34 protein-coding genes are annotated in these 23,404 nt (G+C 34.8%); all 34 read left to right on the forward strand.

The window, feature by feature from the left end:
- Positions 1 to 7 precede the first annotated feature (7 nt).
- The 34 genes from M9426_RS06405 to M9426_RS06570 all read left to right on the forward strand — a co-directional run bounded on the left by M9426_RS06405 (position 8) and on the right by M9426_RS06570 (position 23,402).
- Positions 8 to 547 (forward strand): host-nuclease inhibitor Gam family protein, encoded by a 540-nt coding sequence (locus M9426_RS06405; protein WP_250341692.1) that lies wholly within the window; start codon positions 8 to 10, stop codon positions 545 to 547.
- Positions 548 to 558: 11 nt separating this feature from the next.
- Complete coding sequence (gene bet, locus M9426_RS06410) at positions 559 to 1,419, forward strand: phage recombination protein Bet (RefSeq protein ID WP_250341693.1); 861 nt, start codon at positions 559 to 561, stop codon at positions 1,417 to 1,419.
- 78 nt (positions 1,420 to 1,497) lie between these two features.
- On the forward strand, positions 1,498 to 2,349 hold the full coding sequence (locus M9426_RS06415; protein WP_250341694.1) for a DUF4373 domain-containing protein: 852 nt from the start codon (positions 1,498 to 1,500) through the stop codon (positions 2,347 to 2,349).
- Positions 2,342 to 2,686, forward strand: coding sequence for a DUF1064 domain-containing protein (locus tag M9426_RS06420; protein WP_250341695.1), 345 nt, complete (start codon positions 2,342 to 2,344; stop codon positions 2,684 to 2,686). The genes M9426_RS06415 and M9426_RS06420 overlap by 8 nt, the downstream gene beginning before the upstream one ends.
- Before the next feature lie 43 nt (positions 2,687 to 2,729).
- The gene (locus tag M9426_RS06425) at positions 2,730 to 2,963 is read left to right on the forward strand and encodes a hypothetical protein (RefSeq protein ID WP_250341696.1); all 234 of its coding nucleotides are present in this window, start codon (positions 2,730 to 2,732) and stop codon (positions 2,961 to 2,963) included.
- Positions 2,960 to 3,115: a hypothetical protein gene (locus M9426_RS06430; RefSeq protein WP_250341697.1), complete on the forward strand. Its 156-nt coding sequence runs from the start codon at positions 2,960 to 2,962 to the stop codon at positions 3,113 to 3,115. Before M9426_RS06425 ends, M9426_RS06430 begins: the two co-directional genes overlap by 4 nt.
- Complete coding sequence (locus tag M9426_RS06435) at positions 3,112 to 3,288, forward strand: hypothetical protein (RefSeq protein WP_250341698.1); 177 nt, start codon at positions 3,112 to 3,114, stop codon at positions 3,286 to 3,288. The genes M9426_RS06430 and M9426_RS06435 overlap by 4 nt, the downstream gene beginning before the upstream one ends.
- A 13-nt stretch (positions 3,289 to 3,301) precedes the next feature.
- Complete coding sequence (locus M9426_RS06440) at positions 3,302 to 3,514, forward strand: hypothetical protein (RefSeq protein WP_250341699.1); 213 nt, start codon at positions 3,302 to 3,304, stop codon at positions 3,512 to 3,514.
- Between the two features lie 9 nt (positions 3,515 to 3,523).
- Positions 3,524 to 3,766, forward strand: a complete 243-nt coding sequence (locus tag M9426_RS06445) for a hypothetical protein (protein ID WP_250341700.1) — start codon at positions 3,524 to 3,526, stop codon at positions 3,764 to 3,766.
- Between the two features lie 14 nt (positions 3,767 to 3,780).
- Entirely contained in the window at positions 3,781 to 4,095 is a 315-nt protein-coding gene (locus M9426_RS06450; protein ID WP_250341701.1) for a hypothetical protein, read from the forward strand.
- Positions 4,095 to 4,433: a MazG-like family protein gene (locus M9426_RS06455; protein ID WP_250341702.1), complete on the forward strand. Its 339-nt coding sequence runs from the start codon at positions 4,095 to 4,097 to the stop codon at positions 4,431 to 4,433. The genes M9426_RS06450 and M9426_RS06455 overlap by 1 nt, the downstream gene beginning before the upstream one ends.
- A gap of 131 nt (positions 4,434 to 4,564) precedes the next feature.
- Positions 4,565 to 4,969, forward strand: coding sequence for a hypothetical protein (locus M9426_RS06460; protein WP_195444635.1), 405 nt, complete (start codon positions 4,565 to 4,567; stop codon positions 4,967 to 4,969).
- A 2-nt stretch (positions 4,970 to 4,971) separates the two neighbouring features.
- On the forward strand, positions 4,972 to 6,081 hold the full coding sequence (locus M9426_RS06465; protein ID WP_250341703.1) for an HNH endonuclease: 1,110 nt from the start codon (positions 4,972 to 4,974) through the stop codon (positions 6,079 to 6,081).
- 154 nt (positions 6,082 to 6,235) lie between these two features.
- The gene (locus M9426_RS06470) at positions 6,236 to 6,703 is read left to right on the forward strand and encodes a terminase small subunit (protein WP_250341704.1); all 468 of its coding nucleotides are present in this window, start codon (positions 6,236 to 6,238) and stop codon (positions 6,701 to 6,703) included.
- On the forward strand, positions 6,690 to 7,940 hold the full coding sequence (locus M9426_RS06475; RefSeq protein WP_250341705.1) for a PBSX family phage terminase large subunit: 1,251 nt from the start codon (positions 6,690 to 6,692) through the stop codon (positions 7,938 to 7,940). The genes M9426_RS06470 and M9426_RS06475 overlap by 14 nt, the downstream gene beginning before the upstream one ends.
- A 10-nt stretch (positions 7,941 to 7,950) precedes the next feature.
- Positions 7,951 to 9,357: a phage portal protein gene (locus M9426_RS06480; protein ID WP_250341706.1), complete on the forward strand. Its 1,407-nt coding sequence runs from the start codon at positions 7,951 to 7,953 to the stop codon at positions 9,355 to 9,357.
- Positions 9,317 to 11,845, forward strand: a complete 2,529-nt coding sequence (locus M9426_RS06485; protein ID WP_250341707.1) for a minor capsid protein — start codon at positions 9,317 to 9,319, stop codon at positions 11,843 to 11,845. The genes M9426_RS06480 and M9426_RS06485 overlap by 41 nt, the downstream gene beginning before the upstream one ends.
- 2 nt (positions 11,846 to 11,847) lie before the next feature.
- Complete coding sequence (locus tag M9426_RS06490) at positions 11,848 to 12,021, forward strand: hypothetical protein (protein ID WP_250341708.1); 174 nt, start codon at positions 11,848 to 11,850, stop codon at positions 12,019 to 12,021.
- A 220-nt stretch (positions 12,022 to 12,241) separates the two neighbouring features.
- Complete coding sequence (locus M9426_RS06495; protein ID WP_250341709.1) at positions 12,242 to 12,787, forward strand: phage scaffolding protein; 546 nt, start codon at positions 12,242 to 12,244, stop codon at positions 12,785 to 12,787.
- A 14-nt stretch (positions 12,788 to 12,801) separates the two neighbouring features.
- Positions 12,802 to 13,719 (forward strand): hypothetical protein, encoded by a 918-nt coding sequence (locus M9426_RS06500; RefSeq protein WP_250341710.1) that lies wholly within the window; start codon positions 12,802 to 12,804, stop codon positions 13,717 to 13,719.
- Positions 13,720 to 13,729: 10 nt separating this feature from the next.
- Positions 13,730 to 13,972: a hypothetical protein gene (locus tag M9426_RS06505; RefSeq protein WP_250341711.1), complete on the forward strand. Its 243-nt coding sequence runs from the start codon at positions 13,730 to 13,732 to the stop codon at positions 13,970 to 13,972.
- A gap of 7 nt (positions 13,973 to 13,979) precedes the next feature.
- A complete protein-coding gene (locus M9426_RS06510) occupies positions 13,980 to 14,405 on the forward strand; it encodes a histone H3 family protein (protein ID WP_250341712.1) in 426 nt (141 codons plus the stop codon).
- A complete protein-coding gene (locus M9426_RS06515; RefSeq protein WP_250341713.1) occupies positions 14,384 to 14,755 on the forward strand; it encodes a hypothetical protein in 372 nt (123 codons plus the stop codon). The genes M9426_RS06510 and M9426_RS06515 overlap by 22 nt, the downstream gene beginning before the upstream one ends.
- Positions 14,755 to 15,144, forward strand: a complete 390-nt coding sequence (locus M9426_RS06520; protein ID WP_250341714.1) for an HK97 gp10 family phage protein — start codon at positions 14,755 to 14,757, stop codon at positions 15,142 to 15,144. The genes M9426_RS06515 and M9426_RS06520 overlap by 1 nt, the downstream gene beginning before the upstream one ends.
- A complete protein-coding gene (locus tag M9426_RS06525) occupies positions 15,141 to 15,809 on the forward strand; it encodes a phage tail terminator family protein (RefSeq protein WP_250341715.1) in 669 nt (222 codons plus the stop codon). The genes M9426_RS06520 and M9426_RS06525 overlap by 4 nt, the downstream gene beginning before the upstream one ends.
- Positions 15,799 to 15,978: a hypothetical protein gene (locus M9426_RS06530; protein ID WP_250341716.1), complete on the forward strand. Its 180-nt coding sequence runs from the start codon at positions 15,799 to 15,801 to the stop codon at positions 15,976 to 15,978. Before M9426_RS06525 ends, M9426_RS06530 begins: the two co-directional genes overlap by 11 nt.
- Positions 15,979 to 15,994: 16 nt before the next feature.
- Positions 15,995 to 17,338, forward strand: coding sequence for a phage tail sheath family protein (locus M9426_RS06535; RefSeq protein ID WP_250341717.1), 1,344 nt, complete (start codon positions 15,995 to 15,997; stop codon positions 17,336 to 17,338).
- A 53-nt stretch (positions 17,339 to 17,391) separates the two neighbouring features.
- Positions 17,392 to 17,877 carry a phage tail tube protein gene (locus tag M9426_RS06540; protein WP_250341718.1) on the forward strand — a complete coding sequence of 162 codons (486 nt, stop codon included), beginning with the start codon at positions 17,392 to 17,394 and terminating at the stop codon, positions 17,875 to 17,877.
- Positions 17,874 to 18,278 (forward strand): phage tail assembly chaperone, encoded by a 405-nt coding sequence (locus tag M9426_RS06545; protein WP_250341719.1) that lies wholly within the window; start codon positions 17,874 to 17,876, stop codon positions 18,276 to 18,278. Before M9426_RS06540 ends, M9426_RS06545 begins: the two co-directional genes overlap by 4 nt.
- Positions 18,279 to 18,442: 164 nt before the next feature.
- Positions 18,443 to 20,497, forward strand: coding sequence for a tape measure protein (locus tag M9426_RS06550; RefSeq protein ID WP_250341720.1), 2,055 nt, complete (start codon positions 18,443 to 18,445; stop codon positions 20,495 to 20,497).
- Positions 20,490 to 21,095, forward strand: a complete 606-nt coding sequence (locus tag M9426_RS06555; RefSeq protein WP_250341721.1) for a hypothetical protein — start codon at positions 20,490 to 20,492, stop codon at positions 21,093 to 21,095. The genes M9426_RS06550 and M9426_RS06555 overlap by 8 nt, the downstream gene beginning before the upstream one ends.
- Before the next feature lie 5 nt (positions 21,096 to 21,100).
- Entirely contained in the window at positions 21,101 to 22,507 is a 1,407-nt protein-coding gene (locus M9426_RS06560; RefSeq protein WP_250341722.1) for an XkdQ/YqbQ family protein, read from the forward strand.
- Positions 22,507 to 22,962, forward strand: coding sequence for a hypothetical protein (locus tag M9426_RS06565; RefSeq protein WP_250341723.1), 456 nt, complete (start codon positions 22,507 to 22,509; stop codon positions 22,960 to 22,962). Before M9426_RS06560 ends, M9426_RS06565 begins: the two co-directional genes overlap by 1 nt.
- Positions 22,959 to 23,402 carry a DUF2634 domain-containing protein gene (locus M9426_RS06570; RefSeq protein ID WP_250341724.1) on the forward strand — a complete coding sequence of 148 codons (444 nt, stop codon included), beginning with the start codon at positions 22,959 to 22,961 and terminating at the stop codon, positions 23,400 to 23,402. Before M9426_RS06565 ends, M9426_RS06570 begins: the two co-directional genes overlap by 4 nt.
- Positions 23,403 to 23,404: the final 2 nt, after the last annotated feature.

The following is a 23,404-nucleotide window of genomic DNA, read 5'->3' on the forward strand; positions in this document are numbered from 1 at the left end:
AGATCTTATGGAAAATTTAAAATTGATTGATGAAATTAAAGATGTAGAAGAAGTTGAAGAGAAAAGGGAAGTCTTTGAAATTAATTCTCTTTCAGGTGCTGACTGGTGCTTTGAAAGACTTAAGGGCATCAAGTCAAATCTTGAGGAAAGAAAGGCCTATGCTGAAGAAGAGATTAAGAAGTATAAGGAATATATTGAGGCTGAAGAAAAGAAAGCTGCAGATGATATTGCATACTTCGAAGGACTTTTAAGGATCTATACAGATAAAAGACTGGAAGAAGATAAGGACTTTAAGTTAAAGACTGCAAAAGGTTCTGCATCTTATGGCAAGGTTCAAAAGAAGTGGAATTATGACGAGGAAGTCCTTTTAAAAGACTTGGAAGATAAGCACTTAGAGGACTACATCAAGGTTAAGAAGTCCATTGATAAGACTAAGTTAAAGGAAGATTTGAATTTAGTAGCAGATAATATTGTAGTTGATGGCAATGGAGAAGTTGTTGAAGGTATTACAATTACTGAATTCAGAAACTTCAATGTTAAATATTAAGGGGAGTAATTATGAATAATGAATTAATGGTTAAGTACGAAGCAGGTGGCCAAGAAATACAACTTACTCAAAGTGATGTTAAGAATTTTTTGGTTACTGGAGATGCTGAAAAGGTTACAGATAAAGAATTTAAACTATTCTTGGAACTTTGTAAGGCTCAAAAGTTAAATCCCTTTTTAAGGGAAGCCTACCTTATCAAGTTTGGCAATGATGCAAATATTATAACTAGCAAGGATGTCTTTCTAAAGAGGGCAAGGGCAAATGAAAGCTTTAGAGGATTTAAGGCAGGGATTATAGTCCAAAGTGAAAAAGAAATTGAAAAAAGAGAAGGTACTTTCTACCTAAAGGGCCAAGAAAACTTAGTAGGTGGTTGGGCATCAATTTATATTAAGGATTGGGATGTTCCATTTGACCACACAGTAGCACTAACTGAATTTAATAAGGGAACTGCAACATGGAAGAACATGCCTGCAATTATGATAAGGAAGGTTGCACTGGTGCAAGCTTTAAGAGAGGCCTTTCCTGATGATTTATCACAACTTTACGCAGCTGAAGAAATGGGAAGTGATCCATCAATTGAAGATACCATTGTTTTAGAAAATAAAGATGAATTTATTGGAAATTGCGACAGAAAGAAAATATTTGACCTAGCTGACGGAAAGGCAGAGGTTGTTAAGGCAGTTTTAAGTAAGTACGGATATGAAAGTACTAGGAATATAAAAAAAGATGATTTTGATGGTATCTGTGAAGATATTACAAAGCTTTTAAGTCTATCTAAGACAGAAGAAGATGAAATCATTGAAGATGCAGAAGTTGTTGAAGAAGTTGAAGAAGAGGAAGATTTTTTAAAGGGTACTCCTTTTGAAGGTTAATCCTAATAAAAACAAACAAAATTTGGGTGCTAGCTGCTGACTTATGTCGGGGCTAGCAACTTGAAAGGAGTTTTTAACATGGCAAGACCTTTAAGTAGAGGGATAGAGTATTATCCTTTAGATGTGGATTTCATGAATGATATTAAAATTAGAAAAATTATGAAATCTTGTGGGCCAAATAGTATTGCGATAATTATACTGCTGCTCGGAAATATTTACAAAGATGAAGGGTATTTCATGAAGTGGGATGAAGATATATGCTTTTTAGTTGCTGACGAAGTTGGGGCTAAGGAAGTGTATGTAAAAGAAGTTTTAAAAAAGTGCTTGCAAATAGATCTATTTTCTAATGAATTATTTGAGAAATTTAAAATTATAACTTCTAAAGGAATACAAAAAAGATTCTTTGAAATAACAAAAAGAAGAAAGAGAGACAACTTAATAAATGAATATTTATTAGTTAATGTAACAGAAACTGGGGTTAATGTAACAGAAACTATAGTTACTGAAGCAGAAACTGGGGTTATTGTTAGCAAAAGTACACAAAGTAAAGTAAAGGAAAGTAAAGTAAAGAAAAGTATAGAGGGTGATATAAATAATAAGCTTATATCCAAGCTAAATTCTTTGCTTAAAATTCCTGTATACCCTAACTTCCTCACAAAAATCAATTCAAACATTGATGTTGAGAAGCTAATTGAAGAGCTTTCTAAGAGCAAGTGGGTTTGTGAAAATCATAACTTAAACAAAGCTAATAACTCTTTTCTTGTAAAACTTTGTAACGGCGATTATAGGGATTATAAGAGACCTAGTTCCAATAAATTCAATAACTTTAAGGGAATTACTGACTCTTTTTCTGCTGAAGAGCTTGAAGATGTTGCTATGAAAAAGCAGAAAGAGGGATTTGAGAAGTTAGGAGTTAATGTAGATGTATAAGAAACCTAGTAAATACAGGGCAATTAAGACTGTTATTGACGGAGTGACTTTTGACAGTAGGAAAGAGGGCAGGAGGTATAGGGAATTAAGACTTCTAGAGAAAGCAGGAGTTATTAAAGATCTATGCCTGCAGCCTCACTTTCTGCTACAAGAGGCTTATTCTAAAAACGGAAGGGCAGTTAGGAAGATTGAGTATATAGCTGACTTCTCTTACTACGACCTTGAGAGAAAGAAGTTTGTAGTGGAAGATGTGAAAGGCTTAAAGACTGATGTTTACAAACTCAAAAGGAAAATTTTTGAATACAAATATCCTGATTTGGAAATTAGTGAAATTTAGAAAATGTTAAGAAATGTTAATGTTTTAACGCATAGGAGCGACAATGATTAAAGTTATTTTGATATATCAAGACGGAGACAATACGCAGGAATATTGTGAACCCTCATATAAAATTATTTTTGTAAAAAATGAAGAAGAGTTTTGGAAAAAATATAACTTAAACAATGAATATATTAAGTGCGAAGATGAACTTGCAGGTACATTTAGAGTCTATTTAAAGAAAGATAAAATTATAGAAATTAGGATTGAAAAATTTAAAGGAGAAAAGAAAAAATGAAAACTTATAGATTTGAAGTTTCTGCCTATGAAGAAATCGACATTGAAGCAGAAACAAAGGAAGAAGCTGAAGAAAAAGCTAAGGAATATTGGGATGAAAAATTCCCGACAATGTTTGGCGGTGTTGAGTTTATTAAAGAGGTGGAAGAATGAAAGTTGGAGATTTAATTGAAGAATTAAAGTTATATAACCCTGAACAAGAAATTTATGGGGTACTTGCAGAAGATGAAAGCAGTGAACAATATTTATTAGAAACCTCTGAAGGTACTTTTATTGAGTGGAAAGATGGAATACCAAGAATTTGTTTCTTTTGTCACTATTATTAAATGAGGTGGAAGAATGAAAAAGTTAGAAACCATTGTTACTTTAATTCAGAAACCTACTGAGGTTGAATTTGCTTGTCCTTACTGTAAAGCAGATGTTTCTGAAGACTTTGAAGAATTTTTAGATGACCAAGGCTTATCTTGGAGTGACTTTTCTGATTGGAAATATGAAAAAATAAAGTGTCCTTTTTGTGGAGTAGAAATTGAGCCAGAATATGAATTTGATTGAGGTGGAGGAATGAAGACAATAGCACTTAGTGATTTTGAATTAAATTTAATTCATGGGCTTTTAGCTGATGAAGAAATAAGGTTAAAGAAAGTCTATAAGATTCTTTCAGGTCATGAAGATAAATTTGAAAATACAAAAAAATATATAGAAGAAGTAAATAAACTAAGAAAGAAATTTACAAAAATAGACGATACAGAAGATTATTTTAAAGTTGCTGACAGAATTGAAGATTACAACTTAGATAATAAATAAATTGAGGTGGAATAATGAGAGCGTGGATATTGAGTTCAGAAGAAAGTCCAGAAACCTGCAGTAGTCTTGTATGGGCTGAAACAAGAGGTAGAGCAAAAGCACAAGCTAACTACGATAGCCCTTATATGTATCAATGCGACTTAGGAGCAGATGACTTTACAAGTATAAGAGCAATTAGAGCCAAGAATTTGGATAACTGTGAGGAATTTTCAGAAAAAGAGATTTGCTTGAGACTTATGAAAAACTATGGGTGGATTTTCTACTTAGGGAATGAAACCTATGACGAAGATAACATTAAAGAATTTGAAAAACTTTTTGAGGTGGAATAATGTTTGAAAAATTAAGTAAAAAGATTATTAAATGGGCAAAGGATAGAGATTTGCTCCATAGGAAAAATGCTCCTAAGCAATTCATGAAATTTATAGAAGAGGTCTTTGAGTTTAAGGCTGAGATGGACCAAGTTGAGAGGATAGACCACGAGAAACTAAAGGAAATCTACACAGATAGGATGAAGCTTGAAATGGGAGATATCTTTGTTACTCTAATTATTCTTTGTGAGCAACTTGGAATTGATTTGTTTGACTGCTTAAACAAAGCTTATAAAAAAATTTCCATAAGAACTGGAAAAACAATCAATGGAACCTTTATAAAATCTGAGGATTTATGATGAATGCAAAGGTGCTTATTAATTCCTTATAAAACTTTTAGGGATAGAATCAGAATTGTAAATTATTATGAAAGAAGAGGCTACTATATAGAAGTTTGGGAAGGCTATATTTATTGTTATAGGGGGAAATAATGACTAAGGAGCAGTTAGGGCAATACAAATGCCTATGTCTTGAAATCAAAGAACTAGAGAATAGACTTAACAATTTAAAAAGGCAAGAAGTAACTGACAAGGTCCTTGCATCTGCTTCTGATTTTCCTTATAACCAATATGAGCTTAAAATCAAAGGCTATGAAGATGATAAGTACATAGAGAAGATAAGGGTAAGACTCACTCGCAGAATTAGAAGATGCAAGAAGCTTAGGCTTGAGATAGAGGAATTCATTGAAGGGATAGAAGACTCAAGGATCAGATTAATATTTGAGTTAAGATATATTCATTGTAAAAGCTGGGTATATATATCTAATAAACTAGGTAGCTGCAATGAGAGTTATGCTAGAAAAAGTCATGATAGATATATTGCTCGAGGTGAATAAAAATGAATTGTATGTATTGTGGGAAGGATTCTTCAAGCTCTAAAAATCAAGAACATATTATATCGGCTTTCTTGGGTGGTAAGTCAAAATTGCCCTTGGGTTATGTTTGTGATGAATGTAATAACAATTTTTCGAAAATAGAACTATCTGTTTCTAGAGAAGGTTTAATAGGAATGATGAGAAGCTTTGAAGGACCAGGTAAGAGGGGAAGTATATCAGATAGCAAAAAATTTATTGGCAATATTGGAAAAACAAAAGATGTTTATGGGCGTACTAATTTTATTTATATGTCCAAGGGTAAACCCTATGTTATCAACAGTATAAGTATTGAATATTATGAATTTTTGAAAAATGAAAGGATTCATGGACACATAAAAGATGAAGATACATATAATGATTTTTTCAATAATCTAATAAAAATTGATGAAAATAACCTTAAAATGGAAAAAAGGAACTATGATATAGGGGATAATGAGATAATTTTTTATTATGATTATCCTCACGCTAACAGACAAAAAATAAAAAATTTCAATAAAAAATATTATAAGGTAATTTATGGAAAATGTATTGAACAAAGTGAAGTTAAAGAAGTGTTTAGTAAACTCAAAAATCCAAAATCATCTGTTAGGTATAACATTTCTGAGAATACTCAGGAGAAACCTATAGTTGATTTTAGTTGTACTATAGATGTCAAAGCCTTGGATAAATTTGCAATAAAAACTATGCTGAACACATTGGCATATTTTGAGGGAAAAGAAATTCTTGATGAAGATAGCTTCTATAAATATAAAAAACATATTTTAAATGAAAATTCTAAAAACATGTATTGTCATGGCACAAATAACGGCATTTGTTCTGTTTTTAAATCAAAATATATTCCACAAAAAATGGAGTTTAATCATTTTTGTTTTTATCAGTATAATCATCTTCTAAAAAAGATATTTTTAGTCTTAAATTTATACAATTGTTTAGAATTTGGACTATATATACCTTATTGTGGAGAACTAAAATGTAATGAAAATGGAATTTTTGTAAACTTTAAAGAACAAATAGATTATTCATATTATGATTTTATTTTAGGTAATTTTAAGCCAGAATATCCCAATTTATAGATTGTCCGTTTTGTCCGATTTTTGTGTGTTAGTATATATTATGAAAGAATGTAATAGTTAGTGGGTTCATAATATGAGGATTTCAATCAATTTTAACGCTCCCCAAGAGGCCTCTAAGCAGGTCTCTTTTATTATGCAAAGAAAGGTGGTAATAATGGCATTAACAATTAAACAAAAGCAAGTTGCTGATGATTTTATTATCACTGGCAACAGGACAGAAAGTTACTTAAAATTTTATAAAAATATTAAAAATAGAGAGACGGCAGCTGCAGCAGCAAGCCGTCTTTTTAGTACTCCAGAAGTTAAGGAATACATTGAAAGCAAGATGAAAGAACTTGACGAGGAACTTATTGCTGACCAAAGGGAGATTTTAAGAGGTATTACTAAGCAATTTAGACGAGAAGAAATTGACTATCAAGTTGTTATGGTAAAGAAACCTAGATTTGACGATAATGGCAACTTCTTAGGAATGGAAGAAAAGCCAGAGGTTATTAAGTTACCTACACAGAATAAGGACTCTATAAAGGCAGGAGAATTATTAGGCAAGAGATTTGGTATGTGGACTGATAAGGTTGAACTTGAAGCGTCTAATCAAGTAGTGATAGTTGATGACACAGATTAAGTTATCTGAAGTCTTTACAAAAAGTTTCATAAACCTCCATAAAATAATTAAGAATGAAGATTATCTCAAGTATGTCTTAAAGGGTGGTCGTGCTTCGGGCAAGTCTTCCTTTATTGCCCAGGAGATAATTCTGGATGTTATTAAATATCCCATAACTGTCCTATGTGTGAGAAAGGTGGGGAATACCCTACAAGAATCATGCTATGAACAGATAAAAGAAGCAATTGACCAATTAAATTTAAATGGCTACTTCAAGTTAAATATCAGTCCACTTAAAATTACATATACTCCAAGAGGTAATGCAATTATTTTTAGGGGTGCAGATGATCCTGCAAAGATTAAGTCCATTAAGATGGCAAAATATCCTATTGCAAGATTATGGATTGAAGAGCTTGCAGAATTTAAGACAGAAGATGAAGTCTCAATGATTGAGAACTCTATCCTGCGTGGAGAACTTGACAGAGATCTAAAGTATAAGTTTTATTACTCCTACAATCCACCGAAGAGAAAGCAGTCATGGGTCAATAAGAGGTATGAAACTAACTTCTTACCTCAAAATACTTTTGTACATCACTCTTGCTACTTAGATAATCCATTTATCTCAAAGGCTTTTAGGGAAGAAGCAGAACATATAAAAGAGACTAAGCCTTTAAAGTATAGGTGGGAGTATCTTGGTGAGCCTATCGGTTCAGGAGTAGTGCCCTTTGATAACCTTGAATTTAGGGAAATTTCTACGAAGGAACTTTTAAACTTTGACAATATAAGACAGGGCATTGACTGGGGTTATGCTAATGATCCCTTTGCCTTTGTAAGGTTACATTATGACAAAACTAGAAGAAGGATATTTATCTTTGACGAACTTTACCAAGTCAAGCTATCTAATAGAAATGCAGCACAGAAAATCAAAGAAAATGGGTGGAATGACACAAAGATAATAGCCGATTCTGCAGAGCCTAAGTCAATTGACGAGATGTGGGAATATGGCTTAAAGATATATGGTGCAAATAAGAGACCTGGAAGTGTTGAGTATGGGGAAAAGTGGCTTGACGACTTAGAGGAAATTATTATAGATCCTAAGAGGTGTCCTAACACTGCCAAGGAATTTGAGAATATAGATTATGCAGTGGATAAAGATGGCAATCCAAAAAATAAACTAGAAGATAAGGATAATCACGCAATAGATGCAACAAGGTACAGCCTTTCTGAAGATATGAGGGGCTCGCTTGTAGGATTTTAGGAGGTGTGAATTGAATTTAGAACTATTGAACAATGAAGAGCTTGTAAAGTATCTTGAAAGTAAGCTTTCAGGCTTTGAAGAAACTAAGACTAAGATGCAAACTGGCATTGATTATTATAACTATAAACAAGCGATTGATGACAAAAAGAGGGCAGTAATTGGTAAAAATGGGAATTTGATAACAATTAAGAACCTGCCAAACACAATTATAAAAGATAACCAGTATTCAAGGGCCTTAGACCAAAAGAGGTCCTATGTCCTATCAAAAAGACCTAACATCAATTCCAAGAACAAGGCAGCTATAGACTTCTTAGACGGATTTATTGACAACAGGTTTATGAGGACCTTAAACAAGATAGCTATTGACTCTTATAACACTGGATATGGGTGGATGTACCTTTATACTGACGGTAAAGACATCAAGTATAAGAGATTAGATCCAATGACTGTTATACCTGAATGGGCAGATGATAACCATGAAAGTCTAGATGCAGTTATTAGAGTTGTAAGCGAAAGTGAATTTGAAGCTGCTGAGTTAAAGGTCAAGCACTATGTTTATGTTTACATGTTAGACGGGATCAAAGTTTTTAACTACAAAGATGGCAAGCTTGCTTACTTAAAAGATGAGCAATACCTAGAAAAAGAAGGAAACTTGTATAGCTACAAGAAACTACCTTTTGTCTACTTTAAACAGCCTAACGAGATAACACTACTTGATAGGATTAGGTGCTTACAAGATGCTCTTAACCTCTTACTTTCTAACTATGCTGACAACATGTTTGAAAATCCTATGAACTCAATATTAGTTTTAAAGAACTATGAGGGTGAAGACCTAGGGGAATTTAGAGAAAAGCTTGCACAGTATGCAGCAATTAAGGTTAGGACTGCTGATGGAAGTGACGGAGGAGTTGACACTCTACAAGTTACAGTTAATTCTGACAACTACAAGGTAATTATAGAACTTATAAAGAAAGCTATTGCTCATAATGCTAGAAGCTTGTACTTAGATAATGACAGGACAAGTAATGCTCCTAATACCTTAAATATAAAGGCAATGTATTCTGACATGGAATTAGATGCCAATGATTTGGAGTTAGAATTTACAGCATCTTTTGAATACTTATTCTCTTGGGTTGCTGATATTGTTGGAATTGATTTCTCAGATGCAGAAGTGAAGTTTAAGAGAAGCATTATGGTAAATGACGAGTCAACAATTGAAATGATTAGAAACTCTATAGGAATTATTTCTGACGAAACTTTAGTTGCAGCACATCCATTTGTGGAAGATGTATCTGAAGAAATGAAGAGGATTGAAAAGGAAAAAGAAAAGTCTCTTGAATACTTTGATGACTATAAGAACTTAGGCGGTGAAGGTCATGACCAATTACTGGGAAGCAAGGATAGAAAGGCTGAATAAAGAGACTTTTAGAAATTCTGACAAGTATGTAAGGGAATTAAGAAAGCTTTACGAGCAAGAAGTTAATAACATTGATGAGAAGATTTATAACCACCTTAGTAAACTTCAAGAAGAAGCAGGTGGTATTTCTTTGTTTGAGGCCAAGAAGCTATTAAATGACAAGGAACGAGATCTCTTTAAAATGGACTTAGAGGGTTTCATAAAAAAGTCTCAAGGGAATATAAGCCCTGAGTTAGAAAAGGAACTTAACATAGTGTCTCGTAGGGTTAGAATATCAAGGCTGCAAGCAATGGAAGTAGAACTTAAAAAGACTGTGGCGGGTCTAATGTCAAAAGAGGAAAGTGGACTCTTTGACGAACTTGGAAAAGCCTATCAAAGTAGGTTTTATAAAGAATTATACGAACTCCAAAAAATTACTGGCTATGACAGTGTTAGAAAAATATCCAAAGAAGACCTAGATATAATTTTAAAGGATCCCTGGACCAGTGATGGCAGGGAATTTTCTCAAAGGATTTGGGATAGGGGAGATAAGCTTGTAAACTCCCTAAAGGATAACCTAACAAGAAACATTGCAAGTGGTGCAAGCCCTAAAGAAAGTATAAAGGACATAGAAAGCCAATTTAATGTTTCAAAGGCTGCAGCATCAAGACTTGTTTACACAGAAACTGCAGCTATATCATCAAAGGCAACTCAAGACTCATATAAGAGAATTGGAGTTAAGAAGTATGAGATTTTAGCAACTCTTGACTTAAGGACAAGTGACATCTGCAGGAGTCAAGACGGAAAGACTTACGATATAAAAGATTATAGAGTTGGCATAACTGCTCCGCCTTTCCATCCTAATTGCAGGACTGACACAATACCTTTTTTTAATGATGACTTAGAAAGACAACTAGATAAAAATGTAGGGAGAATGGCACGAAATCCAGACAATGGGAAGAGTGAAGTCGTAGAAAATTTATCTTATGAAGATTGGCATAAGAAATATGTTGAAAAACTTCCAAACAATAATCAAGAGGGAGATACTCCTGATCCAACAGAACCAAAGCTTAAGTATACAGAAGCAGAAACAAATGAAGCTATAGAAGAGTATGTTTCAGGAGATGGAATGTGGATAAATAACAAACTTAGAGGCATAGGAGAAATAGCAGACTATCCACTCAGCGAAGACGATAAAATATATTTGGAAAAACTAGACCAAGCAACTCAAAGCCAAATAGTAAAAGAAAAAACTCTATACAGATCAGTAGATATATCCTCAATAATAGGCGATATAAGTGATTCTGAGTATGATGATTTAAAGAGTGCCTATATATATAATAACAAGTCGAAACCTGCACAAGAGGTGATAAATAAATACTTAAAGAACATTGAGGGTAAAGAAATAGTCGACAAAGGTTTTATATCTACAACAAAAGATAAAGAAATCGCCTTAGATTTCCAAGACTTTACTGGGAGCTCAAAGCCTTGCGTTATTGAATTTAATGTACCAAAAGGAATTAAGGGTATAGATTTAAAAGACTTTGATATTGCTGACATGGAACAAAAAGAGGTCTTACTTGCTAGAAATCAGAAGTTTGTTATAAGAGAAGTAAGACAAGAGCAAGGTCAATTTTACTTCAAAGCTGATTTAATTCCTAATAATGGGTATAATAAAAATGAGATAACTATAAATAAAGAATCTGAAATATTCAAAAAAATAGGCGAAGAGCACTACACTAACATGCAAAATATTTTAAAGGACGCTCCAGAGTTACAAAGAAATGTTTGGGTGAAGCATGAGAACGATTTGAAAGTAGCAAGTGCAAAAGCAAAAGTGCATCCACGCTTCAGTCCAACACAAGGAGGAATAGAACTGGATGTGTCAGAGTCAGCAAAAGGAGACTTTTATAGTGCACCATACCAAACTGTATTTCACGAGTTTGGGCATAACATAGACTATATAGCGAATGTAAAATATGGTGATGGAGATAAGTTTAGACCTTATTCCTACACATATAAAGACAATATCTTCGGGAAGACAATAAAAAGTGAGATAACCGAAAAAATTAACTCAATTTCAGAAATGTTGAAAAAAGAACTTGAAGAAAACATAAATAATATAGACTGGCTATATAAAAATAAATATATTAGTGCACTTGACCTTGAAACTAAAGTTAAAAATGGCAAGTGGATTGGTAAACCAATCAGATTTAAAAAAGACCATGCCTATAGAGCTTTGCGTGACGAAATAATTCAAATACCTGAAATTAATAGAGCAGACCTTTCTGATATAGTCGAAGGGGCGACTAGAGCTAAGACATGCTGCGGATTTGGGCATGGTAAAAGGTATTGGAATTATCTTGGAAGTTTATCTACGGAAGCTTTCGCTGAAATGTTTGATTCTAGCGTGGCTAATCCAGGGCAACTTGAGGCAATTAAAAAATACCTACCCAAGTCATACGAGATTTTTGAAGATATATTAAAATCAATTTTGGAGGGTGAATAAAAATGTCAGATAAAACAGGTAAAATACTATTAGAATATAGTGAGAAATTTAAAGAAAACTTCCCAATATTTATTGTTAGGGATTTGAATGAAGAGGAAATTGTAAAACTCGTAAAAGATGCAATTGAAAACAATAAACCTTATGAGCCCGAAATAGAGGAAGGGGCTCTATATTGAAGGCTGTGAGATTATGTCGAAAGGTCGCTTTAATCGTGAGCAGCTTAAATAAAACAATTAAACAATATGTATTTATCAACGATTAATCGCAAGTTAATCGTGAAAATATGGCTTTAAGACGACTGTAAAAGGTCGTCTTTTATATTGCCTTGGAAGGGCGTAAAACTTATCCACCTGTGAGACTGTAACACTCGTAAAAAAAACGTAAGGAGACGAAAGAATGAAGAGAGAATTTTTAGAAGGTCTAGGACTGGAAAAAGAAGTAATCGACAAGATTATGGAAGAAAATGGCAAGGACATCAATGCTGAAAAAGCTAAGGCTACTGCAAAAGATGACGAAATCAAAACTTTAAAAGAGCAGGTAGACACAGCAAACAAGGAAATCAAGTCATACAAAGACATGAATATTGATGAAATCAAGCAGTCAGTAGAGACTTGGAAGACAACTGCTAAAGAGCATGAAAAGGCTTATGAAAAGCTTAAGAATGACACTGCCTTAAAGGATGCAGTAAGAGGCTATGACACAGTAGACGAAGATGTACTTATGAAGCTAATAGATAGAGATAGTCTTAAGTTTTCTGAAGATGGTATAAGTGGACTTAAAGAGCAAATAGAAGGTCTTAAAGAGGCTAAGCCTTACCTTTTTAAAAGTGATGAAGGAAGCAAGCCTGAAGATGATAGGTTCAATGCTCACACTCCACCTAATAGTAATGGTGGTAGCGTAAGTCCAATGGAAGAAGCTATTGCAAATGTATTTAATGAATAAGGAAGGATGAAAATATGGCAATTAACACACTAGAATATTCAAAACTAATGATGCAACAGTTAGATCAACACGCAGTGCAAGGTCTAACATCAGGTTGGATGGAAGCAAATGCAGGACAAGTTATTTATAATGGCGGAGATGAAGTTAAAATCCCTACAATGTCAACTGTTGGACTAGCTGATTATGATAGAGATAACGGATTTGTTCAAGGTGGAGTTACTTTAAAGTTTGATACTTATAAGATGACTCAAGATAGGGGTAGAACTTTCCAACTAGATGCAATGGATGTAGACGAAACTGGATTTGTAGCAACATCTGCTAACTTAATTAAGGTTTTCCAAACTGAACAAGTTATCCCAGAAATTGATGCTTACAGATACTCAAAAATTGCTTCAATTGCAAAAGCAGCAGGACAAACTGAAGCACTTGCTTTAACCGCTGACAAAGCATTAGACAAAATTAGAGAACATATAAGAGCGGTACAAGATATAGTAGGAGAAGACGTGCCTCTAGTACTTACAATGTCTTCTATAACTAGAGCTCTTATTGAAGGGTCTACAAAGATTGGTAAGTCTATCAACGTGGCAGACTTTAAACAAGGTACTTTAAACTTTAAGGTTAAGGCTCTTGATGAGTGCCCAATTAGAATTGCTCCATCAGCAAGACTTAAGACTCTATACGATATCCAAGATGGTAAGACAAGCGGTCAAGAAGCAGGTGGACTTAAGGCAGCTGCTGAAGCAAAGGACATTAACTGGATTATCACTCCTCTCAATGTGCCAATTGCAATCAATAAGACTGACAAATTAAGAGTGTTTACTCCTGATGTTAACCAAAAAGCAGATGCTTGGAAGATAGACTTTAGAAAATACCACGATCTATGGATTAAGAAACAAAAAGAAAATCAAATTTTTGTATGTACTACAGCTTAAGAGGTGGAATATGAGACTTAGATTAGACAATCTTTATTACACTACCGACAATCCAAATAAGATTTTAGAACTTCAAGAACTTGGAGCTGAAATTGTAGGTGGAGAAAAGACAGTAGAAAAGGGAATTAAGATTGACAAAGTATCAAACCTTGAAAATTTAAAGGTTGATGAACTTGAAAAACTATGTGATGAAAAGGGAATCGACAGAAGCGGAGCTACAAAAAAAGCTGAATTAATTGAACTGTTAAAGTAGGTGGATTATGTTTAAGGACTTAGTGCCTATGGATGAATTCTTTGCAAGTATCTATGCAGATGATATTTTAGTAGCTTTAAAGGCTGCAGGCTTTGAGGAGATAGATCCTAGTCTAAAGATGATAGCAGTTAAGGAACACATGAGGCTTAAAAACTTCTGCAACATAGTATTTATCCCTGAAAGAATTTACTATCTGCTTTATGAAATGATACTAGGTAGCTTTTTAGAAACTATGTATCAAAATGGCAAGCTTCCTAAGTCCTTTGACTTTGCAGAAATTGCAGGAAGGGTGCAAATTGGAGATACATCAGTAGAACTAGAAGGCGACAAGAGCATAAATGACATGAGCGAAGCCAAGCTACTTAACTGGATAGGTTCACTTAAAAGCTCCTGGCAGAAAGAGGCGATTACATGCAGAAAGATAGAGTGGTAACTGCTTATAGAAAGGCAATTGAAAGTTTATACACTGGTCTTTTGACTGCAGTGGTAAGAGAGACATCAAGAGATCCTGTGACAAAGGTTAGTGATTTTAGAGAGAAGACAGTTTATGAGGATATACCTTGTAGACTGTCTTTTTCTACTGCCGAAAACTTACAAGAAGAAAAGACTATGGCAAGTGAAAATATTATTACTCTTTTTACCAGTCCAGAAATTGATATAAAGACGAATTCAAAAATAACAGTCAAGCAAAATGGCTATACTTTCACTATTACTAACGCCAATAAAAAATCTTATGCAAGTCACAATGAGTACTCCTGCACTGAGTTTTTGAGGTGGTTATAGTGAGTGTAACTTTTGATGTAAGTAGCCTTAAAGATTTCAAGGACCAGTTAAAGGGATTAGGGGGCATAGTCGACAGCATAATACAAGAAGCCCTAGAGGAATGTGTTGCTAGGGAAATGAGGATGGCAAAGAAGTTAACTCCAGTAGATACAGGCAACTTGAGAAGGGCTTGGAGGATAACAGATGTCAAAAAAGATGGAGATAGCTATCAAGTAACTCTATACAACAACGCAGATTATGCTGATTATGTGGAATTTGGTCATAGGACTATAGACCACAAAAACTGGGTGCCAGGTAAATTTATGCTGACTATATCTGAAAGACAAATTGAAGCTGTAATTGAAAGCATAGTAGATAGACACTTAGAGGAGGCTTTTAGCAAATTATGATTAACTTACTGCAAGGAATTGTTGATAGGCTTGCTGAACTCTTTCCCGACACTAATATCTATGTAAATAATGCCGACCAAGGCTTAATCGAACCTTGCTTTTTTATTACTATGGTAAATACTGACATGCTTAAGCTAATGAGCGAGAGATACCAGTTTAAAAATCTTGTAAATGTGGTCTACTTAAGCCAGTGTGAAGATGCCTTTGTCTTTCAGTCCATAAAAGAAAGACTGCTCTTGGGAATGCGAAACATAAGTATTGATAGAGAAAAGGACAGTGGTATCTATGGCTATGGCATGAGCGTAAGGACAGAAGATGACAACTTACAACTTGATGTCAATTATGACTACATTGGCAAGTTTCCAATTTTACCTGATCCAATGATGGCAACAAATAAAATTGTGCATTACACAACGGAAGAACCATATATCAAGGACACTACAAAAATCAATCCTGGTATGTGGAAGACTCCACCAAGGCAAAGGAAGCCACTTAAGATTTATCCTGCCATGAATTCAAGAGATGAAAGGTATGTAGATAAAAACAAGGGTAAGATGTGGAAACCAAAGGGCTATAAGGATAGATACGAGCAAGATAAGGAAAGATACGAAGAAGAAGCTGAAGATTTAATGAGAACCAAGGAGATGACCATTGATGAAAGATAAAGAAGTTAAAGATACACAAGTGGCAAAGTACACAAAATCTGTAATTTTAAGTGCTGACAAACTTAGATGGAATAGAGATGTGTTGGCAGTGCTACTTGAAGATAAGGAATACACTCTTGATGAAGTTGAAAAAATTGTAGACGACTTCAACAAAAGAGAAGTTCACTAATGAGGAGGATTAATTTATGGCATATGGTGCACTAGGTGGAGGTACTTTTTTAGTACAGAATAAAATATTACCAGGCTCTTACATTAACTATGTAAGTGTGCCAAGGGCAAGCAACTTATTTTCAGATAGGGGATATGCAGCAATTGGTATGCCTCTTGACTGGGGTAAAACTGGGGAAATAATAACTCTTGAGCCTGCAGATTTGCAAACTGAATCATTAGCTATATTAGGCTACTCTTATACTCATGATAAAATTAAACCTTTGAGGGAGATTATAAGGGGTGCCAAAGTAGTATATCTTTACAGATTAAATGATAGCGGTGGCAAAAAGGCAGAAGGAAGCTTAGGAGAAACTTTAAAGATCACTGCAAAGTATGAAGGTATTGTTGGAAATGAAATAATGATTTCATGTGAAAATGACATTGACACAGAAGGTGCTTTTGTAGTTACTACAAGAGTTAACGGAACAAGAGTTGATGAGCAAGTTGTAAAGAAAGCTACAGAACTTGAAGACAATAAATTTGTTGACTTTAAGGCAAGTGGGGATGCTTTAACTTTATCTGCAGGAGTTAAACTAGCAGGTGGTGCTAATGGCACAGTTACAGGACAATCACACTCTAACTTCCTAGAAATCATTGAAAAATACGACTTCAACTGTATAGGCTATGCAGGAACTGATGAGACAATTAAAAGCTTATACCATCAATTTACAAAGCGTATGAGAGATGACGAGGGGGTTAAGTTCCAAGCTGTAATTTACAACATGGATCCGACTAAGGCAAATTACGAGGGAACAATTAATGTTAAAAACAAAGCCCTTGATGATGAAAATGAAGCAGCTCTTGTTTACTGGGTTACTGGTCAAGAAGCAGGTGCTGATGTAAATAAAAGCATTACAAACAAGCTTTATGATGGTGATTACAAAGTCTTTACTAAGTTTAAGACTAGAGATGCTAAAGAAGCTATCATCAAGGGATATTTCTTCTTCTACGAAAAGAACGAAGAAGTTAGAGTCCTTGAAGACATTAACTCATTTACAGAATTTACTCTTTACAAGAATGAGGACTTCTCAAAGAACCAAGTAATGAGGGTACTAGACCAAAGGGCAAAGGATATTTCAATCATCTTCAATAAGAGATACCTAGGTAAGGTACAAAACAACGAAGATGGTAGAATTGCTTTCTGGAACGAACTTGTTAGACACGCAAACACACTAACTGAACTTGGTGCTATTGAGGACTATGATCCAAAGGACACTACAGTAGAAAAAGGTTATGCAAAGGATGCAGTTGTTGTTAAAGACTACTTGCTACCAGTAATGGCAATGCAAAAACTTTATATGACAATCTGGGTAAGATAATAAACTTTGGGAACTCGGGAAGGGTTCCTTTTTTAATATAAAGGAGTGAGAAAATGGCAGATTATAATCAACCTATAATGCACGCTAGAGAGCCAATCCATGGTGCTGAAGGTGCTGCTTATGCAACTATTGAAGGCAGTAGATATTTACTATTCCAACTTATAGACTGTGAATTTACCCTAGAAAAGGGCAAAGTTGAAATACCTAGATTAGGTACAAGAATGGCTGGAAATAGAAGTAACTATGCCAAAGGTAAATGGAAGGCAAAGTTATATTACAACACTGATGTGTTAAGAAAATTAATGATGGTTTATATCAAAGACCACAAAGACATCTACTTTGACATCCAAATCACTAATGATGATGCAAACTCTAATGCAGGAAGACACACAATGATTTTTAGAGACTGTAACATTGATGGAAGTGTTATGGCAAAGCTTGATGTAACCAAGGAATATCTTGATGAGGATTTAAGCGGCACATTCGAAGATGTCGAAATGGCTGAAGAATTCCTAGTATTGGAGGGAATGAATCAATGAGTTTAACTGCGTTTTTAAAGGATAATGTTGCGAATCCTTTTGAGGAAGTAGAATTTGTAGTATCTGATAGATTTAAAGATGATAAGGGTGCTGTAGCTTGGAAGTTAAGGGCAATGTCTCCAGACAATGCCCTACTAGCTTCTGATAGGGCTACTGTCATGAATGGAAGACAAAGCGACTTTAAGACAAGCACATATTTTAAAAATGTTGTTGCTGAAACTGTTGTATATCCAAACTTAAGGGATAAGGAGTTACAAGATTCTTATGGGGTTATGGATCCTGGGCAACTTTTAAATAAGATGCTTAATTCTGCAGAATTTAACAAGCTACTTGAAAAATGCTTGGAAATCAATGGTCTTAATAAGACATTTGAGGACTTAAAAACTGAAGTAAAAAACTAATCAGGGAGGACTTAGAAACCTCCCTTGCTTATTATGTTTTTGTATGCAGCAAGTTCCAGGTTAGACCAGAAGAATTCATCAAGTTTGACGAGCCTACGCAAGCAATGTATGTTGCTATGCTTGAACAGTATGCAAAAGATACTAAGCCAAATTAGGAGGTGTATATGGGAGTTTTATCAAGCACAATAATTTTAAAAAATCAGATGACTGGAGTCTTAAACAACATTGTTGACAGCATGAACATGGTGGTAAGTGCCGCATATAAGGTAGAGGGGGCAAATAAAAAGGCTTTTGATCCCACTACACTAAATGCTGCCAAAGACAAGTTGAGAGAAGCTCAAGCATCTATACAAGCAGCAGCAACAGAACAAGAAAGTTTTAACAAGAAACTTGAAGGTGGTTCTGAAGCTGCAAGTAAATTAACTGGCATGTTAAAAAAAGCTTTGATAACCTATGCCTCTTTTAGGAGTATAAAGGCTTTTGTGGGGCTATCTGATGAGATGACACAAATAAAGGCAAGGCTTAATGCAATTAATGATGGTCAACAAACGACTGTAGAGTTGCAAAACATGGTATATGAAAGTGCACAAAGAGCAAGAGGGGAATATAAAACAACTTTAGACATTGTATCTAAGCTAGGTGCACAGGCTAAGGCTGCCTTTAGTAGTAATAAAGAGACAATAGCCTTTGCTGAAAATCTGAATAAGTTATTTACAATTTCAGGTACTTCTGCACAGGGTATGGAATCTGTAATGTATAACTTAACTCAAGCTATGGCTTCTGGAGTTTTAAGGGGTCAAGACTTGAACGCAGTAATGGCAAATACTCCTCAACTTCTGCAAATTGTATCGGATTATATGGGAGAACCTATAGGAAGAATAAGAAAGTTGGCAGAAGAAGGACAATTGTCCGCTGATGTAATTAAAAATGCACTCTTAGGTGCTACTGATGACATCAACACACAATTTGAAAAAATGCCTATGACCTTTGGACAAATTGCAACATCTATGAAAAATAAGTTTATAAAAAACATAGAGCCTGCACTTAATAGGTTAAATGACTTTGCAAATTCTGATAAATTCAAGGTATTTGTTGACAGGGCATCAAATGCAATAGGGGTCCTTGCAAATGTAATTGTAAGTGTCACAGAAAAAGCAGTTAACTTTGGTAACTTTTTAGCTGACCATTGGGGAGTTGTAGAGCCTGTAATCTGGGCCTTAGCAGGTGCCTTTGGTGGACTTGAATTGGCAACAGTTGCTCTTACAATTAAGACCATGGCTTTAAACACAGTCCTAAGTGCAAATCCTATTTACTTAATTCTTGCAGCAGTAGGAGTTTTAATCGCTTTATTCGTTAGATGGATAAATTCTGTCGGTGGAGTACATGTAGCTTATTTAATCATGGTAAATGGAATTAAGAACCTTATGGCAAGCTTTGTTATACACACTAAGCAATCCCTAAGTGTAATAATTGCTCAATGGGGCATGTTTAGAGTTGGCATTTTAAGGGTTAAAAATGGTGTCCTCAATGCATTAGATGCTATGAAAATCCAAGGCTTAATCATTGTTGAAAACTTTTTAAATGGTGTAATTGCAGGTATTAATAGACTTATAAAACTTGTAAATGAAATACCTGGAGTAAGTATTGACACTATAGACAAGGTCTCTATTGTAGCAGGAGCCAAGGCTCAAGCTGCAGAAAACAAGAGGCAAAGAGACGAGGCAGCTCAAGCTGCAGAAAATAAGGTTAAGACTGACAAGGCTACTAGAGATGACCACATCAAAAAGCAAGAAATTAAATATGACAAGGAAAAGTTTGTAAGAGAAAAAGAAATCACAAAGCTACAATCTGAAAAGAAAAAGGCTAGTGCAGAAAAAGCAAACTTTAATAAAAAGTTTGATATACCTGCTTATTCAGGTATACCAGATATTGCAAAAGATGTTAAGGCAGGAAAAGATGCTGCCAAGGGCACTAAGAAGAATACTGAAAAGCTTAAGGATGGTATTGAAGTTAAAAATGACGATATATCCTATCTTAAAGATTTAGCAGAAATGAGGGCAATTCAAAACTTTAGCTTTGATAAGATAGAGGTTATTGCTAATAATAACTTTGGTGATGTGCACGAAACTGCGGACTTAGACGGATGGATGGATAATTTGACTGATAACCTATCTGAGGCAGTTAATGCGACTATGGGAGGAGCGGTAGCTTATGAGTAAGGGATATGACTTTTATATTGACGGACTTTTATTGCCTATTACTCCTGGGTCCATAGACACGAAGATTGGCAATAAAAACAAAATTGTCACTCTTTTAAATGGCGAGGAATTAAACCTCTTAAAGAAGCCTAAGCTTACAGAATTTGACTTTGACTGTACTTTACCAAGTGAGAATTACCCTGCAGTTAAAAGCTTTGTGCCACCAATAACAGTCTTAAATAAACTAGAGGACTTGAAGAAAAATAAAAAGTCCTTCCAGTTTATTATTATAAGGACACCATATGAATCGGGATTAAACAACTCAATAAATAAGAAGGTTACTCTTGAAGAATATGTCATCAAGGAAGATGTGAAAAATGGTCCTGACTTAGTTGTTAGTATAAAGTTAAAACAATATATACCTCTTAAGACCAAGGTAGTTAATACCAAGGCTGACGAATGCGGCGGAGGAGGTATCAAAGTCACCTCTGATGCAGTCGATAAAGGCCTATCTTGTATGTCAGTAATAGGGAAAATTGCACAAAAGCCTTTGATAAGTGGTTCTGCTACTATGCTTAAGGGTGTAAAAGATGCAGCTATGAAGTATCTTTTCAGGTGATGCAAATGGCTAAGTATAAATTAGTTATTGAGAATAAACAATTAGGCAATTTGCAATTTCCTAGTGTAGAAGGTGAACTCACTGTGACTTGGTCGAGAGAGGGCAGTCCTGGAAAATTAATTTGTAACATTGTAAAAGATGAGAATTTAGACTATCAAGAAGGTAATACAGTTGCCTTTTATGTTGATGATGAACTCTTTTTTTATGGCTATGTCTTTGAGAAATCAAGGACTGGAGAGCAAATTATAAAGACTACCTGCTACGATCAAATAAGATATTTAAAAAATAAGTCAACGCTCCAGTATAAAAACTGGTCCTATTCTGAACTTTTAAAAAATATCTGTGCAGATAGACACCTAACAGTGGGTGACATAGAAGACACTGGCTTTAAAATCCCTGCAAGGGCAGAAATCAATCAGGAGTATTATCAGATGCTTAAGTTTGCAAGTGATCTCACTACTGCAAACACTAATAAGATTTATGTGCTTTTTGACAAGGGTGGCAAGATTTGTCTTAAGGACATACAAAATATGAAATGCAAAGATGTAATTGACTATGACTGCACACTTGACTTTGACTATGCAACTTCAATTTCAGAAGGTGTTTATAACAGGGTTTATCTCAAACTTTTAGATGACGATAAAAGAGAGGTTAAGAGTGCATCTGCTGAGGATAAAGACAGCATTGCTAAATGGGGGATATTACAATACTTCGATCAAACAAACAATGAAGAAGATATTGAGGGCAAGGCCAAGGAACTCTTAAAACTTTTAAATAAGAAGCACAGGAGATTAAAGTTAAAAAACATTGTTGGAAGAACTGATGTAAGAGCAGGAAGCCTGGTGCCAGTAGATATGCCTGCAATTGGTGACATTGACATTAAAGGCTATATGATGGTGGCTTCTGTGACTCATAAATTCCAAGAGGAACATCATTTTATGGATATGGAAGTTTACAACAAGGACATTAGTCCTGGAATTAGTCCTCCATCTATGGGCAGTAAAAATAGTGAAGGACTTGGTTTTGGTGGTGGCTTTGGTGGTGGCAAGGGTGCTTCTGGTGCCATTAAATTCCTACAAGCCAATATTGGTGCTCCATATAGCCAGGCTCAAAGAATGAGTCCAGGTAAGTTTGACTGCTCATCTGCAGTAATGAGGGCTTATCAAAGTGTAGGTCTACTACCTACAAATGGATATAACCTAACTACAAGCACAATTGCATCAGATAAACACTTTATGGAAATCAACAAGAATCAACTACAGCCAGGAGATGTTTGTTGGAAGAAAGGCCACATGGAAATGTATGTTGGAGGAGGTAAAACTCTTGGTGCTCACAAAGTTGGCACTCCTCTAGGATACTCAACTCTTGGCAATAGGTTTAATAGATTTTATAGAATTAGGGGTGACAGTTAATGGCTCAAGGCAAAGAACAGAAAGCTAAAAAGGAATATAATCCTGAAAGACTAAAAAATGTTTTAACTAATATTGTTTCAGAATACATGGGAACTCAAAGCTTTGCTACAGTTTTTCATGCAAAACTAGAAAGCATATCTCCTCTTAAGTTTGTAAGAGATGACGGGATAGAAATGTATGAGAACTTTTTAGTAGTGCCTAAGTATAGGAAGTTTACTGAAGAAGAAATTGGTCACTTTTTTGTATTTTCTGGAAATCATGAGATGCAGGTCTTTTATTATCTCTATGAGTCAAGCTATCCTCAAGGGTCCAATGGCAGGTCTTATCACTGGGAAGGTTACCTTGAAAAGGCAACTTTGCATGGTACTTGCTCTTGTGGTCATGATGTAGTGGTTACTCATGGAGAAATAATTGACTGCAGGCATGACTTTGGCATAAAGAAGGTGAAAGATTGATACCACAACAAGATAATTTTAACGATATGCTCATGGATGGAGTAAATGTGGAGATAGCACCTACTTTTACCCATAGGATGCATGTCAACTTTATGAGAATTTACGGACATATAGATGACAAGGAAGCCTTAAAGCAGATGATATATAAGCAGCTTAACACAGAATTTGGGGATCACATCATTTATCCTAACTTTGGTATGCCTCTTAAAGACCTTTTCGGACAGCCTAAGCACTTTGTTTATATAGAAGTTATTAGAAGAATTGAAGAGTGCCTAATAAGAGACGACAGAGTTTTAAAGGTCTACGACTTTTATTATCACAGGGATAAATCTCCAAGAGATGAACTCAGTATCTCTTTTACTGTGGACTCTGTTTATGGCGACATAGAAATCTATAATACATGGAAGTTTGACTACGACAAGGGAATAGGGGGTGACTGATA

Origin of the sequence: Peptoniphilus genitalis (assembly GCF_023614525.1) — a bacterium.
Lineage (GTDB): Bacteria > Bacillota > Clostridia > Tissierellales > Peptoniphilaceae > Peptoniphilus_A > Peptoniphilus_A genitalis.

Coding starts and splice junctions, on each gene's coding strand:
- M9426_RS06405 (WP_250341692.1), top strand. CDS start 8: ATGGAAAATTTAAAATTGATTGATGAAATTAAAGATGTAGAAGAAGTT.
- bet (WP_250341693.1), top strand. CDS start 559: ATGAATAATGAATTAATGGTTAAGTACGAAGCAGGTGGCCAAGAAATA.
- M9426_RS06415 (WP_250341694.1), top strand. CDS start 1,498: ATGGCAAGACCTTTAAGTAGAGGGATAGAGTATTATCCTTTAGATGTG.
- M9426_RS06420 (WP_250341695.1), top strand. CDS start 2,342: ATGTATAAGAAACCTAGTAAATACAGGGCAATTAAGACTGTTATTGAC.
- M9426_RS06425 (WP_250341696.1), top strand. CDS start 2,730: ATGATTAAAGTTATTTTGATATATCAAGACGGAGACAATACGCAGGAA.
- M9426_RS06430 (WP_250341697.1), top strand. CDS start 2,960: ATGAAAACTTATAGATTTGAAGTTTCTGCCTATGAAGAAATCGACATT.
- M9426_RS06435 (WP_250341698.1), top strand. CDS start 3,112: ATGAAAGTTGGAGATTTAATTGAAGAATTAAAGTTATATAACCCTGAA.
- M9426_RS06440 (WP_250341699.1), top strand. CDS start 3,302: ATGAAAAAGTTAGAAACCATTGTTACTTTAATTCAGAAACCTACTGAG.
- M9426_RS06445 (WP_250341700.1), top strand. CDS start 3,524: ATGAAGACAATAGCACTTAGTGATTTTGAATTAAATTTAATTCATGGG.
- M9426_RS06450 (WP_250341701.1), top strand. CDS start 3,781: ATGAGAGCGTGGATATTGAGTTCAGAAGAAAGTCCAGAAACCTGCAGT.
- M9426_RS06455 (WP_250341702.1), top strand. CDS start 4,095: ATGTTTGAAAAATTAAGTAAAAAGATTATTAAATGGGCAAAGGATAGA.
- M9426_RS06460 (WP_195444635.1), top strand. CDS start 4,565: ATGACTAAGGAGCAGTTAGGGCAATACAAATGCCTATGTCTTGAAATC.
- M9426_RS06465 (WP_250341703.1), top strand. CDS start 4,972: ATGAATTGTATGTATTGTGGGAAGGATTCTTCAAGCTCTAAAAATCAA.
- M9426_RS06470 (WP_250341704.1), top strand. CDS start 6,236: ATGGCATTAACAATTAAACAAAAGCAAGTTGCTGATGATTTTATTATC.
- M9426_RS06475 (WP_250341705.1), top strand. CDS start 6,690: ATGACACAGATTAAGTTATCTGAAGTCTTTACAAAAAGTTTCATAAAC.
- M9426_RS06485 (WP_250341707.1), top strand. CDS start 9,317: ATGACCAATTACTGGGAAGCAAGGATAGAAAGGCTGAATAAAGAGACT.
- M9426_RS06490 (WP_250341708.1), top strand. CDS start 11,848: ATGTCAGATAAAACAGGTAAAATACTATTAGAATATAGTGAGAAATTT.
- M9426_RS06495 (WP_250341709.1), top strand. CDS start 12,242: ATGAAGAGAGAATTTTTAGAAGGTCTAGGACTGGAAAAAGAAGTAATC.
- M9426_RS06500 (WP_250341710.1), top strand. CDS start 12,802: ATGGCAATTAACACACTAGAATATTCAAAACTAATGATGCAACAGTTA.
- M9426_RS06505 (WP_250341711.1), top strand. CDS start 13,730: ATGAGACTTAGATTAGACAATCTTTATTACACTACCGACAATCCAAAT.
- M9426_RS06510 (WP_250341712.1), top strand. CDS start 13,980: ATGTTTAAGGACTTAGTGCCTATGGATGAATTCTTTGCAAGTATCTAT.
- M9426_RS06515 (WP_250341713.1), top strand. CDS start 14,384: ATGCAGAAAGATAGAGTGGTAACTGCTTATAGAAAGGCAATTGAAAGT.
- M9426_RS06525 (WP_250341715.1), top strand. CDS start 15,141: ATGATTAACTTACTGCAAGGAATTGTTGATAGGCTTGCTGAACTCTTT.
- M9426_RS06530 (WP_250341716.1), top strand. CDS start 15,799: ATGAAAGATAAAGAAGTTAAAGATACACAAGTGGCAAAGTACACAAAA.
- M9426_RS06535 (WP_250341717.1), top strand. CDS start 15,995: ATGGCATATGGTGCACTAGGTGGAGGTACTTTTTTAGTACAGAATAAA.
- M9426_RS06540 (WP_250341718.1), top strand. CDS start 17,392: ATGGCAGATTATAATCAACCTATAATGCACGCTAGAGAGCCAATCCAT.
- M9426_RS06545 (WP_250341719.1), top strand. CDS start 17,874: ATGAGTTTAACTGCGTTTTTAAAGGATAATGTTGCGAATCCTTTTGAG.
- M9426_RS06550 (WP_250341720.1), top strand. CDS start 18,443: ATGGGAGTTTTATCAAGCACAATAATTTTAAAAAATCAGATGACTGGA.
- M9426_RS06555 (WP_250341721.1), top strand. CDS start 20,490: ATGAGTAAGGGATATGACTTTTATATTGACGGACTTTTATTGCCTATT.
- M9426_RS06560 (WP_250341722.1), top strand. CDS start 21,101: ATGGCTAAGTATAAATTAGTTATTGAGAATAAACAATTAGGCAATTTG.
- M9426_RS06565 (WP_250341723.1), top strand. CDS start 22,507: ATGGCTCAAGGCAAAGAACAGAAAGCTAAAAAGGAATATAATCCTGAA.